Below are 14,221 nucleotides of genomic sequence, written 5' to 3'. Positions count from 1 at the left end.
ACTCACGTGGCTCCGGACCGCGATGGCGCTGGACAGCTGCCAGCTTTCAGTCGGCGAGGTGATAGCGGTTGCGACCGGCGTGCTTGGCCACGTACAGCGCGGCATCGGCCTTGGCCATCAGCGTCGCCGCTTCCGTCGGCTGCCCGGTGCAGGCGACCCCGATGCTGGTCGCCACCTGCAGGCGCTGGCCGGCGGCATCCACCGGGACGGCCATGGCCGCGATCACCTTGCGCGCCACGGCCTCGGCACCGCCGCGCGGCACGTCCTCGAGCAGGATCGTGAATTCGTCGCCGCCCAGGCGCGCGACCAGGTCGGTCTCGCGGACGCAGTCGCACAGGCGCCGCGCGAACGCCTGCAGGACCGCGTCGCCTGCGGCATGGCCGTAACCGTCGTTGATCGCCTTGAAGCGGTCCAGGTCCAGGCACAGCAGGGCGATGGGCGTACCGTGGCGCTGCACGCGCTTGAGCGCCAGGTCGAGGCGTTCGTCGAAGTGCCGGCGGTTGGGCAGGTTGGTCAGGGCGTCCACGCGCGACTGCCGCTCGAGCTCGCGCCGGCTTTCGGCCAGCGCCTGTTCCGCGGCGACCCGGCGATTGATGTTGCGCGCGGTGATCATCAGGTCGTAGCCGCCGTCGGCATCGGCGGGCACGCGGCGCGAGACCGCTTCCACCCAGATATCGCGGCCGTCGCGATGGCGCAGGCGATAGATGTCGGTGCGCGGCGCGTCGGTCGCGAAGGCGGCGTTCATGGACGCCTGCTGCAGGCCGCGGTCTTCCGGATGCACGAGTTCCCAGGGCGAGCCGGCCAGTTCCTCCGGCGGCCAGCCGGTCATCTCGACCGCCGAGGGCGAGACGTAGGCCGGCTGGCCGTCGGCACCGATGCGCACGATGGCGTCGTGCGAGTAGTCGGCCAGCATCCGGTACTGGCGCTCGCTCTCGCGCAGGCGCGCCGCCAGGCGGTCGCGTTCGGTCATGGCCAGGCACACCGGCAGGGTCATCAGGCAGGCGCCGGCGATGTACAGCTGCAGCAGGGCGATGCGCACACCGGGGTCGAGATCCGGACGTGCGAACGGCCCTGCGTCCAGTGTCGTGGCGATCGCGCCGGCCAGCGCCAGGACGATCACGCCCAGGCCCAGGCCTGCGAAGCGGTGGCGCACCGCCACCAGCAGCAGCGGGGGATAGGACAGGAACACGATCGGGTAGTCGATCAGGAAGACGGCTGCGCCGACGAGCGCCACCAGCAACAGGCTCGCGGCCAGGTCCCACCGCCGGTGCGGCGCGATGAACAGCCCCAGGCCCTCGCGCTGCGCCACCAGGGTGGTGGTGGCCACCACCACCATGCCTACCACGTGGGCGGCGAACCAGCGTCCCAAGGCTGGCGCGAACTCCTGGCCGTGGAGTTGGTGCGCGACCGTCGCGGCCAGCACGCCCGACAGCGCGCACGCCAGCAGGGTGGCGCTGGTGGCGATGCCGCCCAGCCGCAGCCAGCTGCGCGGATCGCGGGTGTCGGGCACCACCTTGCGCACGGCGCCCGCCACCACCAGGACTTCGACCAGGTTGCAGGCGGCGATCGCGATGGCATAGCCGGCCTCGTCGCCGGCGGCCACGCGCGCGGGCAGCTCCGCGGCGAAGGCGACCGCGAGGTAGCCCGGCCAGGACGCGGTGCGGCGCGACAGCAGCCAGCCGACCAGCACGCCGTTGCCGATCCAGATCGCGGCCAGTTCGCCAGGGCCGCGGGCCAGGGTCAACGCCAGCCACGCGCTCGCGCCGATGATCAGCGCCAGCAGGGTCCGGTCGGCCCAATAGGTGCGCGGCAGGATCAGGCGTCGGGGCATGGCGTGCTCGGCGGGAGGTCCCGCGCACATTAAGCCAAGCCGGCGTGAAGCGCGCGGGGTACGACCTCAGCGATCGGTGGAGGTCGCGATCGACACGTCGATCTGGTCCAGCCGCCAGTCCACGGCCTGCGCGATGGCGCGCACTTCCTCCACCTGGGCGGCGGTGAGCGTGCGGTTGCGCAGCAGGATGATGCCCGACAGGTGCAGGCCTTCCTCGTGCAGGCGCACGCCGCAGCCATCCATCCACGGCAGCGCGGAGATCTCGGCGCACAGCCGGTCGGGCAGCGGGTCGGGGTCGTCGCGCTCGAGCTTCTGCGGGCGCGCGTCGTGCAGGTCGCGCACCGCGCCGCGCAGGTTGGTCGCGCCGTCGTGCAGGATGCTGCCGGCGATCACGATTGCGGCCACCGCGTCGGCCCACCACAGGCCGAAGCCGATGCCGGCCACGCCCACGATGCCCGCGGCGGCGGTCATCCAGTCGGCCTTGCCCATGTCCGCGTCGGTGTGCAGCGGTTTGAGCGAGAGCTGCTTGGCCAGCGCCAGCTTGCGCCGGCCCAGGATCATCGGCGGCACCGCCGACACCAGCAGCGCACCCATCATCAACCAGCCCTGCCAGAGCACGTGGCCGGCGACGACGACCGAGCCCACCACCGGGCGCGTGGCGGTCAGCAGCGTGTGCAGGCTGTCGTAGACCAGCGCCAGGCCCACGCCGGTCAGGGCCACGGCCGAGATCAGGAAGTTGACGTCGAAGGCGCGCTCGCGCCCGGTGATGTATTCCTCGTCGACGCCCTTGCGGCGGAAGCGGCTGGCGACGAGGAAGGCGATCGGCGGCACCAGGCTGAGCAGGTCCTCGACCAGCGCCGTCTTCATCGCCTGCGAGCCGCCCATGGCCAGGAACATCAGCGCCGAGACCAGCGAGATCCACAGCAGGCTCCACCAGCACAGTCGCTCGGCCTTGCGCAGGGCCTCCTGCTGGGGCCCGGGCAGCGGACGCGGCGGCGGGCGTCGGGCGACGCTCACGAGCGCTCCTCGCGCGCCAGCAGGAAGCCGTCGAAGGCCAGGTGCCAGGCGGACTGGCCCGGCGGCAGCGCGATGCGGCGCTCGGGCATCGCGCCGTCGCCGGATGCGCGCAGGCGCAGCGGCCGCGACCAGCCGACCTTCGGCTTCCACGGCGAGTCGGGATGATGGCCGCCGGCGACGGCATGCAGGCGCGCGCGCTCCAGGTCGCGCATCAGCGCGTCGTGGCTGCCCGGTATCCATGTGAGCCGATAGCCATGGGACCTGGCGAAAGCCTCGACCAGGGTGGCTTCGGGGCCATGGACCGCGCCATCGGCGCCGACCGTCAGCCAGGGCGGATCGTGGCTGGCGCCCACGCGCATGCCGCGTTCGGCCGCCTGCGCGGTCATGTCGTCGGCATCGCGCGGATAGCGCCCGCAGCCGGCGAGGACCAGCAGCAGCGCGAGCGCGGCGACGGAGGCGGCGGTGCGTGTCATGGCGGCCTTATGGACGCAGCCCGGTGAACGGACCGTCAGCGGACGTCGGCGGCGATGCAGACGGCGCGGGCACGTACGCCGTGCGAAGGTGCCACCCGTCCACGGCCACCACAGCCCGAGCATGCATCTGGTCCAGATCTTCCTGCCGCTGTACGACGCGCGCGGCGAGGCGTTCGGGCGCAGCCTGTTCGACCGGGTACGCGGCGAACTCACCGACGTCCACGGCGGCGTCACCGCCTTTGTGCGGTCGCCGGCGGTCGGCGCCTGGGAGGACGAGGCGGGACGCGTGCAGCGCGACGAGGTGGTGCTGGTGGAAGTCATGGTCGCCCAGCTCGACCACGGCTGGTGGGCGCGGTACCGGCAGCAGCTGGAGCAACGGTTCGACCAGGACGAGATACTCGTCCGCGCGATGGGAATCGAGCGGCTGTAGCGGCGCGGGACGGCTGCGCTTCGCCCTGGCGCACGCCGGCCGCTCGGCGGGCAGGACGAGCTCGCCGGGCACGTGGCCGGGGTGGGCGGCGGCGACAGCCTCGCAGGCCGGTGGTCGTCACTGCGCCACTTTCACGCCCGGCCGTTCATTCTCGTCTACACAAAGCTGTACAAGCCGCGTGGACGGCGCGCGTGACGGCGGCGTCCCCGCCATCCGATCATGTCCACACCCAATTCTTCGGTCCGCGCGGACCGGAAGGCAGACAGATGCCAGCACAGCAGGGTTCCACGGATTCCGATCAACGCGTCTCGACCGGCAATGCCGGACTCGACGATATCCTCGGTGGCGGCCTCGACGCCGACCGCATGTACCTCTACGAAGGCCGTCCCGGCGCGGGCAAGACCACGCTGGCGATGGAGTTCCTGCTCGACGGCGCGCATCGCGGCGAGCGCGTGCTCTACATCACCCTGTCGGAAACCGAGCGCGAGCTGCAGCTGGTGGCCGCGCGCCACGGCTGGGACATTTCCGGCGTGGAGATCATCGAGCTGGTGCCGGCGGAAACCGTGCTCGACCAGTCCCAGGAAATCACCCTGCTGCACCCGGCGGAAGTGGAACTGGGCGAGACCACGCGCCTGATCCTGGAGCGGGTGAGCGCGCTCAACCCCAGTCGCGTGGTGATCGACAGCCTCTCGGAGCTGCGCCTGCTGGCGCAGAACTCGCTGCGCTACCGGCGCCAGGTGCTGGCGCTCAAGCAGTTCTTCGCGAACCGCCATTGCACGGTCGTCCTGCTGGACGACATGACCTCGCAGCAGGGCGACCTTCAGCTGCATTCGATCTCGCACGGCGTGGTGCTGCTCGAGCAGCTGGCGATCGATTACGGCGCCGAGCGGCGGCGCATGCGCGTGATCAAGATGCGCGGCATGGACTTCCGCGCCGGCTTCCACGACATGAAGATCGTGCGCGGCGGCATCGAGGTGTACCCGCGCCTGGTGGCATCCGAACACAAGACCGAATTCCTCAGCGATGTCATCCACAGCGGCAGCGCCGGCCTCGACGCGCTGCTGGGCGGCGGCCTCGAGCGCGGCACCAGCGCGCTGCTGGTGGGCGCGGCCGGCGTGGGCAAGTCCTCGCTCGCGCTCACCTATGCGATCGCGGCGGCGCGGCGCGGCGAGCGCAGTGCGATCTTCGCCTTCGACGAGGGGCGCGGCACCATCGAAGCGCGCTCGCGGGCGCTCGGGCTCGACCTGGCCGGCGCCATCGAGCAGGGCCTGGTGCTGTTCCAGCAGATCGACCCGGCCGAGATGTCGCCGGGCGAGTTCGCCTCCATCGTGCGCAGGCGGGTGGAAGCCGATGGCGCGCGGCTGGTGGTGATCGACAGCCTCAACGGCTATCTCAACGCCATGCCGGACGGACGCTTCCTGGTGCTGCAGATGCACGAGCTGCTGACCTACCTTGGGCAGCAGGGCGTGGTGAGCCTGCTGGTGCTGGCCCAGCACGGCCTGGCCGGCACGTCGGAGACGCCGCTGGACATCAGCTACCTCAGCGACGCGGTGCTGCTGCTGCGCTATTTCGAGCACGCCGGCGAGGTGCGGCGCGCGCTGTCGGTGCTGAAGAAGCGCAGCGGGCCGCATGAGCGCTGCATCCGCGAGTTCCAGCTGGGCGCGGGCGGCCTGCGGGTCGGCCCGCCGCTACCCGCCTTCAGCGGCGTGCTGGTCGGCATCCCTGAGTACAACGGCGATGCCGAGCCGCTGCTGTCCGGCCATGGCCATGCCGGAGACTGAAGCACCCGAACCCGCGGTGTTGCTGTTCGCCCCGACCGGGCGAGATGCCGCGACGGCCGCGGATCTGCTGGCCATGGCCGGCATCGCCGCGAGGATATGCGGCGACCACGCGGCGCTGGTCGCGGGCCTCGACGAGGCGGCCGCGGTCGTCGTCGCGGAGGAAGGCCTGGTGGGACAGCCGCCGGAGGCGCTGTCGGAGTGGGTGGCCCGGCAGCCGGCGTGGTCGGACCTGCCGTTCGTGATGCTGACCAGCCGCCGCGACGATGCGAAGGTGCGCGCGTGGCGCCAGCGCCAGGTCGAGCGCCTGGGCAACGTGGCCCTGATCGAGCGCCCGGTGCAGCCGATCACCCTGGTGAGCGTGGTGCAGTCGGCCCTGCGCGCGCGCAGGCGCCAGCTGGAGGTCCGCGCATTGCTGGACGCCCGCGAGGCCGCGGCGGCCGACCTCGAACTGCAGGTGTTCAATCGCACCCTGCAGCTGCGCGAACTCAACACGCGCCTGCGCGCCGAGATCGCCGAGCGGGCGCGGGTGGAGGAGTCGCTGCGCCATGCCCAGAAGATGGAGGCGCTGGGCCAGCTGACCGGCGGCGTGGCGCACGATTTCAACAACCTGTTGATGGTGATCCAGGCCGGCGTGGACATGCTCGAGCGCAACGACTCGCCAGAACGCCGCCAGCGCTACATGGGCGCAATGCGGCACGCCGCCGAACGCGGCTCGGCGCTCACCCGCCAGTTGCTGACCTTCTCGCGCAGCCGGGCGCTGCGCGGCGAGGTCGTGTCGCTGCCGCGGCTGCTGGGCAACATGAGCGAACTGCTCGACCGCAGCCTGCGCGGCGACGTCGAGGTGGACATGCGCCTGGCGCCGGACCTGTGGCCGGTCTTCGTGGACGCCGGCGAGTGCGAGCTTGCGATCCTCAACCTCGCGGTCAACGCCCGCGACGCGATGAACGGCAGCGGGCGCATCACGATCGCCGCCGTCAACCTCGCCGAAGGCGCGCAGGAACAGGTGCGCCTGACCGTCTCGGACACCGGCTCGGGCATGTCGGACGAGATCAAGGCGCGGGTGTTCGAGCCCTTCTTCACCACCAAGGACGTGGGCAAGGGCACGGGCCTGGGCCTGGCCCAGGTCTATGGCTTCGCGCGCCAGTCCGGCGGCGAGGTGCGCATCGACTCGGCGGTCGGCGAGGGCACCACGATCACCCTGCTGCTGCCGCGGTCGCACAAGCCGTTGCCGGACGAGGCCGCACCGGAACGGCGGCCCGAGGCGGACGTCCCGCGACCGGGCCAGTGCGTGCTGCTGGTGGAGGACGATGTCGAAGTGGCCACCCTGGTCAAGGAGATGCTGCTCGACTTCGGCTACGAGGTGGTACATGCGATGGGGGCGCAGTCGGCGCTGGGCGCGCTGGCCGACGGGCGCAGGATCGACCTGGTGTTCTCCGACGTGATGATGCCCGGCGGCACCAATGGCATCGAGCTGGCGGTGGAAGTGCGCCAGCGCCGCCCCGGCCTGCCGGTGCTGCTGTGCAGCGGACACGCCGATGCGTTCGTCGACCATGCGCAGGCGCTGGGGATCCCGCTGCTGCGCAAGCCGTACTCGGTCGAAGAGCTGCGCCGCGCCGTGCAGGAGCGCCTGCAGATCGCCTGACGGCCGTCATGCGTGTGCGGCATGATGGCGCGATGCGAACGCCGCATCCGCCCCTCTCGCGCCCGGGCATCGCGCGCATGGCCTGGCCGATCATCCTGGCCAATGCGTCGGTGCCGCTGCTGGGACTGGTCGATACCGCGGTGATCGGCCACTACGGCAGCGTGTCCGACCTGGGTGCGCTTGCGCTGGGCGCGCTGCTGTTCAACTTCGTCTACTGGAGCTTCGGCTTCCTGCGCATGGCCACCACCGGCTTCATCGCGCAGGCGGACGGCGCCGGCGACGAGGCCGAGGTCCGCGCGACGCTGGCCCGTTCGCTGCTGCTTGGCCTCGGCCTGGGGCTGGCGATCCTGCTGCTGCAGTGGCCGCTGGCCGGCGCGTGGTTCGGGCTGATGGAGGCCAGCGACGCGGTCGAGCGCGCCGGCACGGCCTATTTCCAGGCGCGGATCTGGGGCGCGCCCGCGGCGCTGGCGCTGTATGCGTTCAGCGGCGCGCTGATCGGGCTGGGCCACAGCCGGACCCTGCTGCTGGTGCAGCTGCTGCTCAACGGCCTCAACGCCGCCCTCGACGTCTGGTTCGCCGGCGTGCTCGACCTGGGCGCGCGCGGCATCGGACTGGGCACCGCGATCGCCGAATGGACCACCTGCGCGGTGGCCGCGCTGGTGCTGTGGCGTACGCTGCGTGCGCGCCACCGGGACCCGGCGCCATTCCTGCCGCTGGCACGGCTGCGCGATGGGGCGCGCCTGCGCAGGATGATGTCGGCCAACGGCGACATCATGCTGCGCACCCTGTGCCTGCTGGCCGGCTTCGGCTGGTTCGCCAGCCAGGGCGCGCGTTTCGGCGACGTGACCCTGGCCGCCAACCACCTGCTGCTGCAGCTGGTCTCGTTCAGCGCGTTCTTCCTCGACGGCTACGCCTTCGTGGCCGAGGCGCTGACCGGCAGCGCGGTCGGCGCGCGCGACCTGCCGAGGCTGCGTCGTGCGGTACGCCTGTCGAGCGAGCTGGCGCTGGCCACGGCCCTGGCGCTGGCGCTCGGGATCTGGGCGCTGGGCGGCGCGGTGATCGGCCTGCTGACCTCGCTGCCGGACGTGGCCGCCACCGCGCGCGCCTTCCTGCCGTGGACCGGCCTGTACGTGCTGCTGTCGGTGGCGGCGTTCCAGCTCGACGGCGTGTTCATCGGCGCCACGCGTACGCGCGAGTTGCGCAATGCGGGGGTGCTGTCGCTGGCGGCGTTCTGGCTGTGCGCCTGGCCCGCCGCGGCCGCCTGGGGCAACCACGGGCTGTGGGCGGCGTTCGTGCTGTTCGTGGTGGCGCGCGCGCTGGCGGTGCTGCCGTACTACCGGCGGCTGGAGCGTTCGCTCACGCCGGCTTGCGCGCGCTGAGGAAGGTCCACAGGTCGCGGTAGGAAGGCACCAGCACGCTCTGTTCGCAGCGATCCTGGAAGTGCGCGTCGACCGCGGCGCGGATCAGCGGCAGCAGTTCGCGGCGGGTCGCGCGATCGTCCGCATCGCGCAGGCCGTGGCCACAGCACTGCATGCTCAGGATGCCGCCGGGCCGCAGGGCGCGCGCCATGTGCCCGACGATGCCGCCGATGAAGGCGGCGCGGCTCTGCCCCTCGCGTACCGGATCCATGGTCAGGTCGTAGATCACCGCGTCGAGGTCGCGCGCCTGCGCGATCCAGGCGAAGGCGTCGCCGATCACGATGCGCGCCTGCGGGCTGTCGAAGGCATCGCCGCACAGCGCCGGCAGGTGTTCGCGGGACAGGGCGATCACGCGCTCGTCGATCTCGACGAGGGTGACTTCGGACGGTTGGGCATCGATGGGATCGAGCGTGCGCAGCAGTTCGCGGAGCACTCCGCCATCGCCGCCGCCGAGGATGGCGATGCGGGCCGGGCGCGGCAGCTCCAGCAGCGGGCTGGCCATGGCCACGCCGTAGGCGGTATCGGATTCGGAGATCTGCAGGTCGTCCTCGAGGAACAGCTGGGCGCCGAAACGGGGATGGCGGCCGAGGAGGACGTGCTGCAGCGGCGTGAATTCGTCGGCCAGCAGGACGGGCGAAACGCCGGGGCGGCTGCGGGCGACGTGCGGACGGAGGCCGGCGCGGTGGCCGGTGGATGCGGGCATCAGGGCTCCTGGTCGGTTGGAGTGTCGCCCCCATCCTCGCCACGATGCGCGGGTGAAGCAAGTTTCCGGCCCGGAACGCTTCACGCTCCGCGCCGCGCGGCCGTCAGTCCTGCAGCGATGCCTGCAGGGCGGTGGCCAGCGCGGCGTCGCCGCTGGTGAGTTCGGTCCAGCGCAGCTCCAGGCCCTTGCGCTTGCCCTTGGGCACCAGCTTCAGGCCCTCGGGATCGATGGTGAGCGTGTAGGGCTGGCCGTCGATCTGCACTTCGCGGCGCAGCGGCTTGTCGAGTGGCGTCATCGGATCGCTCCGGCGTGGCGGCAGGGCATCTTCGCGCGTCGGTGGTCGTCGCGAAACCCCGCGGCATCGCCGGTTCCTCACGCCGCGGCGGATAGGCTCGGACCCTTCCCGACGTGGAGCGCGACATGCAGCCCGACGATGACGACCGCCGCGACGGCCCTGCCCGCAAGCACGGCTCCGACGACGACGCACCGCGCCGCCCCGCGGATCCGCAGGCCGGCATCGACCGCGAGGTCGGCGACCTCGAGGATCCGGACGCGGAGGACGACGGCGCCCTGCCCGGACGCGCCGGCGGCGGACTCGCCGGAGGCTGACGGAGCCGGGCGAAGTGCGGCAGGGACGCGTGCGCATCGGCATCTCGGGCTGGCGCTACCCGCGCTGGCGCGGCAGTTTCTATCCGGCCGGGCTACCCCAGCGCCGCGAACTCGAATACGCCTCGCGCTGCTTCTCGAGCATCGAGCTCAACGGCAGCTTCTATTCGCTGCAGCATCCCGACAGCTTCCGGCGCTGGCATGACGAGACGCCCGACGACTTCGTGTTCGCGGTCAAGGGCAGCCGCTACATCACGCACATGCTCAAGCTGCGCGGCGTGGAGCAGGCGCTGGCCACGTTCTTCGCGCAGGGGCTGCTGGCGCTCGGCGCCAAGCTCGGCCCGCTGCTGAGGCAGTTTCCCGAGGCGATGCGCTTCGACCCGGCGCGCATGGAGGCCTTCCTCGACCTGCTGCCCCGCGATACGGACGCGGCCGCGCGCCTGGCCAGGCGCCGCGATGCGTCGCGGCTGAAAGGACGCGCGGTACTGAAGCCCCGCCACGACGGGCCGCTGCGCCATGCCTTCGAAGTGCGGCACGAGAGCTTCCTCGATCCCGCGTTCGTGGACATGCTGCGGTTGCGCGGCATGGCCCTGGTGGTGGCCGACACCGCCGGCCGCTGGCCGTGGGTGGAGGAGCCGACCGCCGATTTCATGTACCTGCGCCTGCATGGCGACGCCGAGCTGTACGTCAGCGGCTACAGCGACGCGGCGCTGGACGGCTGGGCGCGGCGGCTGCGCGCCTGGCGGCGCGGCGCGCAGCCGCGCGATGCCCGCCGCATCGTTCGCGGCGCGGTGGAGCGCGTACCGCGCGATGTCTACTGCTATTTCGACAACGACGCCAAGGTGCACGCGCCTTTCGATGCGCGTGCGCTGGCGCGGCGGCTGGGTGAGGGCCTCGCGGAGACGGCTGACGAGGCGATGCGGGCTCAGGCGCCCGCCGACGGCATTCCGCGCCGGGGGGGCAGGCGCGCCAGGGCGGTCTCCAGCTCGCGCCGCCCATAGGGCTTGGGCACCAGCGGCACGTTGGCGTGGCGGTCGGGCAGGATCGATTCGCCGTAGCCGGAGGCGAACAGGAACGGAATGCCGCGGATCGCCAGTGCGTCGGCGACCGGGAAGGAGGGCTTGCCGGCGAGGTTGACGTCGAGGATCGCCAGGTCCGGATCGTTGGCCTCGAGCACCTGCAGGGCGGAGGGCACCGAGTGCGCGGTGGCCGCGACCTCGTAGCCGATCTCCGGCAGCATGTCCTCGAGCACCATCACCAGCAGCGATTCGTCTTCGACGATGAATACCTGGGGCGTCATGGCATGGCCTGCGGTTCGGAAAGGGGCGCTTCCATGCGACAGCGTACGCCATCGGGCGGGAAATCGAGCTGGACGGTGCCGTCGAGGTCGTGCGGCAAGCCGCGCCTGAGCAGGCGCGTGCCGAAGCCGCCGCGCGAGGGCGGCTGCACCGGTGGGCCGCCGCTTTCCCGCCACTCGAGCACCAGGCGCGGCGATCCCTCCGCCGGTTCGATCCGCCACTCGATCCGCACGCATCCTTCGCCGGTCGAGAGGGCGCCGTGCCGGGTGGCGTTGGTGCACAGCTCGTGCAGCGCCATCGACAGGGCCACGGCGCGCTGCGGATCCAGGAGGACCGGGGGGCCATGCGCCTGCACGCGGGTGCCGCCGTCGAGGCAGTCGTCCATCGCGACCTGCACGATCTCGCCGATCGACGCGCCCGACCATTTGTCCCGCGTCAGCATGTCGTGGGTGGCGGCCAGCGTGCGCAGGCGCGCTTCGATCACCGGCGCGGCGAGCGCCGGGTCGTCGCAATGGCGCAAGGTCTGCGCGACCAGCGATTGCACGATGGCCAGGTTGTTCTTCACCCGGTGGTTGAGCTCGTCGACCATCAGCCGCAGCTGCCTTTCGTGCTGGACGCGCTGGCTGACGTCGGTGGCCGCGCCGAACCATTCGCTGACGTTCCCGTCGTCGTCCTGGACCGGCACGGCGCGCGATTCGATCCAGGTCCATTCCCCGGCGCGCAGCGCCACCCGGTGCTGGGACCGGTAGGGCGAGGTCGTCTCCCGCGCGCGCGCGATCTCGGCGATCACGCGCTCCTGGTCTTCCGGGTGGATGCGGTCGGCCGACCATGCCATCGTCTCGCCGCGCGGCAGGTCGGTCGCGCCATGTCCGCCCACGATGGCCAGTTCCGTCCAGTCCGGGCACAGCCGGTAGATGAGGTCGGAGCTGGCGTTGACGATCGCGCTCAGGCGCTGCTCGCTGCGCCGCAGCGCTTCTTCCTGGCGCTTGCGCTCGGTGATGTCGCGGGTCGTGCCGGCGACCGCCTCGACCTCGCCGTCCGGGCCGAACACGGGGATGAAGATGTAGTCGTAGTGGCGCCATCCGAACAGGCTGTGCTGGAACGGCACCTCGTTGCGCACGGGCGCGCGGGTGGCGACGACGCGCTCGATCTCCTCGTCGTGCATCGCCGCGTGCCAGGGCTCGTAGCCCAGCTCCAGGCAGGTGCGGCCGCGCGCCTGCTCCCAGTCCAGGCCCCACATGTCGAGCAGGGCCTGGTTGGCATAGATGAAGCGGTGCTGTCGATCGAACACGTACAGCAGGTCGGGAACCGCCTGCAGGATCGTTTCGTAAAGGCGCAGCTTCGCAAGCGCCGCGGTCTGGCCCGTGGGCTCCAGCGGGGTGTCCAAGTGCGCTCCGCGCAGTCGTCGTCCGGCGAATGCTTACGGCTGCGGCGTGTCCCCGCCGTGAAGGGCGCGCGAACAGGCGCTCGCGCGGGAGGCCGTCGCCCGTCCGGTCACGCCGCGTCCCGCCGCGAGCCGGCACAATGCGCGGCCTTGCCCGCCCCCGGTTTCTCTTGTCGCCGCAGCGTCTGCTCCCGTTGATCATCGCCACCGCCCTGTTCATCGAGAACATGGACTCGACGGCGATCTCGACCTCGCTGCCGCAGATCGCGGCGGACCTGGGCGTGGAGCCGGTGGCGCTGAAGCTGGCCCTGACCACCTACATGCTGGCGCTGGCGATCTTCATCCCGATCAGCGGCTGGGTGGCCGACCGCTTCGGCGCCAAGCCGGTGTTCATGGGCGCGATCGGCGTGTTCCTGGCCGGCTCGCTGGGCTGCGCGGCCAGCGAAGGCCTGGGGCAGCTGGTGGCCGGCCGCTTCGTGCAGGGCGTGGGCGGCGCGATGATGGTGCCGGTCGGACGGCTGGTGCTGCTGCGCAGCGTGGAGAAGTCCGAACTGGTGCGCGCGCTGAGCTGGCTGACGGTGCCGGCCATGCTGGGGCCGATGCTGGGACCGGTGCTGGGCGGCGCGATCACCACCTATGCGCACTGGCGCTTCATCTTCCTGATCAATATTCCGATGGGCCTGCTCGGCATCTGGCTGGCCTGGCGGCACATCCCGATGCTGCGACAGCCGGTGGAGCCCCTGGACTGGCGCGGTTTCCTGCTCTCGGCCGGGGGCCTGGCGCTGGCGATGTTCGGCCTGTCCGCCATCGGCAGGGGGCTCGTGCCCGGCGTCGCCCTGGCCGGCGCGATCCTGGTCGGCGCGGCGCTGCTGGGCCTTTACATCCGCCACGCCCTGCGCCATCCGCATCCGCTGCTGCGGCTGGACCTGCTGCGCGTGCCGACCTACCGCGCCGGCGTGCTGGGCGGCTCGCTGTTCCGCATCGGCATCGGCGCCACGCCGTTCCTGCTGCCGCTGATGCTGCAGCTGGGCTTCGGCCTGGATCCGCTGGAGTCGGGCCTGGTGACCTTCACCTCCACCGCCGGCGCGATGCTGATGAAGGTGCTGGCACCACGCATCCTGCGCGGCCTCGGCTTCCGCCCGGTCCTGGTCTGGAACGGACTGCTGGCCTCGCTGCTGCTGTGCGGCTTCGGCCTGTTCCGCGCCGACACGCCCTACGCGCTGATGGTGGGCGTGCTGCTGACCAGCGGCTTCCTGCGCTCGCTGCAGTTCACCAGCATCAACGCCATCGCCTATGCCGACATCGACCAGGCGCGCATGAGCCAGGCCAGCAGCCTGGCGGCGATGGCGCAGCAGCTGTCGCTGGCGCTGGGCGTGACCATCGGCGGCTTCGCGCTGAGCATCGCCACGCGCCTGACCGGCACCGGGGACGGCACGCCGATCAACTTCACCTTCGCCTTCCTCACCGTAGGCCTGATATCGCTGGTCTCGGTGCTGCAGATGCGCAAGCTGGCGCCGGACGCCGGCGCCGAGATGGCCGGGCGCGCGGAAGCAGGCAAGGAAGTGGCCGAGCCGAAGATCGAGGCCCGGCCGCAGGCCTGAACGCCGCGCCCCTCACATCGTCTGGATCGCGGGCGGC

The 14,221-nt window shown here is 71.7% G+C and carries 14 protein-coding genes and 1 pseudogene; 7 read left to right on the top strand and 8 right to left on the bottom strand.

Annotated features, from left to right (window positions below):
- Positions 1-46: 46 nt before the first annotated feature.
- The 3 genes from ACFQ2D_RS12720 to ACFQ2D_RS12710 form a co-directional block, all read right to left on the bottom strand.
- Positions 47-1,831 carry a sensor domain-containing diguanylate cyclase gene (locus ACFQ2D_RS12720; RefSeq protein WP_280943973.1) on the bottom strand — a complete coding sequence of 595 codons (1,785 nt, stop codon included), beginning with the start codon at positions 1,829-1,831 and terminating at the stop codon, positions 47-49.
- Positions 1,832-1,897: 66 nt separating this feature from the next.
- Positions 1,898-2,848, bottom strand: a complete 951-nt coding sequence (locus ACFQ2D_RS12715; protein ID WP_280943972.1) for a cation transporter — start codon at positions 2,846-2,848, stop codon at positions 1,898-1,900.
- Positions 2,845-3,321, bottom strand: a complete 477-nt coding sequence (locus ACFQ2D_RS12710) for an ABC transporter substrate-binding protein (protein ID WP_280943971.1) — start codon at positions 3,319-3,321, stop codon at positions 2,845-2,847. Before ACFQ2D_RS12710 ends, ACFQ2D_RS12715 begins: the two co-directional genes overlap by 4 nt.
- 121 nt (positions 3,322-3,442) lie before the next feature.
- Here ACFQ2D_RS12710 and ACFQ2D_RS12705 point away from each other — a divergent pair, with 121 nt between their 5' ends.
- From ACFQ2D_RS12705 to ACFQ2D_RS12690, 4 genes are all read left to right on the top strand, one after another.
- Positions 3,443-3,751, top strand: a complete 309-nt coding sequence (locus ACFQ2D_RS12705) for a hypothetical protein (RefSeq protein ID WP_280943970.1) — start codon at positions 3,443-3,445, stop codon at positions 3,749-3,751.
- 266 nt (positions 3,752-4,017) lie between these two features.
- Positions 4,018-5,532 (top strand): ATPase domain-containing protein, encoded by a 1,515-nt coding sequence (locus ACFQ2D_RS12700; RefSeq protein ID WP_280943969.1) that lies wholly within the window; start codon positions 4,018-4,020, stop codon positions 5,530-5,532.
- The gene (locus tag ACFQ2D_RS12695; protein ID WP_280943968.1) at positions 5,519-7,174 is read left to right on the top strand and encodes an ATP-binding protein; all 1,656 of its coding nucleotides are present in this window, start codon (positions 5,519-5,521) and stop codon (positions 7,172-7,174) included. The genes ACFQ2D_RS12700 and ACFQ2D_RS12695 overlap by 14 nt, the downstream gene beginning before the upstream one ends.
- 32 nt (positions 7,175-7,206) lie before the next feature.
- A complete protein-coding gene (locus ACFQ2D_RS12690) occupies positions 7,207-8,553 on the top strand; it encodes an MATE family efflux transporter (protein WP_280943967.1) in 1,347 nt (448 codons plus the stop codon).
- Here the strand turns inward: ACFQ2D_RS12690 and ACFQ2D_RS12685 are convergent.
- Both ACFQ2D_RS12685 and ACFQ2D_RS12680 read right to left on the bottom strand, forming a co-directional pair.
- Positions 8,531-9,295, bottom strand: a complete 765-nt coding sequence (locus ACFQ2D_RS12685) for a spermidine synthase (protein ID WP_280943966.1) — start codon at positions 9,293-9,295, stop codon at positions 8,531-8,533. The two genes, ACFQ2D_RS12690 and ACFQ2D_RS12685, sit on opposite strands and share 23 nt — an antisense overlap.
- 103 nt (positions 9,296-9,398) lie before the next feature.
- Complete coding sequence (locus ACFQ2D_RS12680) at positions 9,399-9,590, bottom strand: hypothetical protein (protein WP_280943965.1); 192 nt, start codon at positions 9,588-9,590, stop codon at positions 9,399-9,401.
- Between the two features lie 125 nt (positions 9,591-9,715).
- Here ACFQ2D_RS12680 and ACFQ2D_RS12675 point away from each other — a divergent pair, with 125 nt between their 5' ends.
- Complete coding sequence (locus ACFQ2D_RS12675; protein WP_280943964.1) at positions 9,716-9,904, top strand: hypothetical protein; 189 nt, start codon at positions 9,716-9,718, stop codon at positions 9,902-9,904.
- 14 nt (positions 9,905-9,918) lie between these two features.
- On the top strand, positions 9,919-10,902 hold the full coding sequence (locus ACFQ2D_RS12670) for a DUF72 domain-containing protein (protein ID WP_280943963.1): 984 nt from the start codon (positions 9,919-9,921) through the stop codon (positions 10,900-10,902).
- Here the strand turns inward: ACFQ2D_RS12670 and ACFQ2D_RS12665 are convergent.
- The 3 genes and pseudogenes from ACFQ2D_RS12665 to ACFQ2D_RS12655 all read right to left on the bottom strand — a co-directional run.
- Complete coding sequence (locus ACFQ2D_RS12665; RefSeq protein WP_280943962.1) at positions 10,827-11,201, bottom strand: response regulator; 375 nt, start codon at positions 11,199-11,201, stop codon at positions 10,827-10,829. The genes ACFQ2D_RS12670 and ACFQ2D_RS12665 overlap by 76 nt on opposite strands.
- Complete coding sequence (locus ACFQ2D_RS12660) at positions 11,198-12,199, bottom strand: sensor histidine kinase (RefSeq protein WP_386795695.1); 1,002 nt, start codon at positions 12,197-12,199, stop codon at positions 11,198-11,200. The genes ACFQ2D_RS12665 and ACFQ2D_RS12660 overlap by 4 nt, the downstream gene beginning before the upstream one ends.
- Positions 12,181-12,574: pseudogene (locus tag ACFQ2D_RS12655) on the bottom strand (PAS domain-containing protein); the annotation flags it as partial. The pseudogene ACFQ2D_RS12655 and the gene ACFQ2D_RS12660, both read right to left, overlap by 19 nt.
- A gap of 203 nt (positions 12,575-12,777) precedes the next feature.
- On the opposite strand from ACFQ2D_RS12655, the gene ACFQ2D_RS12650 reads away from it, so the two are divergent.
- On the top strand, positions 12,778-14,184 hold the full coding sequence (locus ACFQ2D_RS12650; protein ID WP_280943961.1) for an MFS transporter: 1,407 nt from the start codon (positions 12,778-12,780) through the stop codon (positions 14,182-14,184).
- Positions 14,185-14,221: the final 37 nt, after the last annotated feature.

This window comes from Luteimonas composti (assembly GCF_042678665.1).
Classification (GTDB): domain Bacteria; phylum Pseudomonadota; class Gammaproteobacteria; order Xanthomonadales; family Xanthomonadaceae; genus Luteimonas; species Luteimonas composti.
This window is presented reverse-complemented; position numbering and strand designations above follow the sequence as displayed.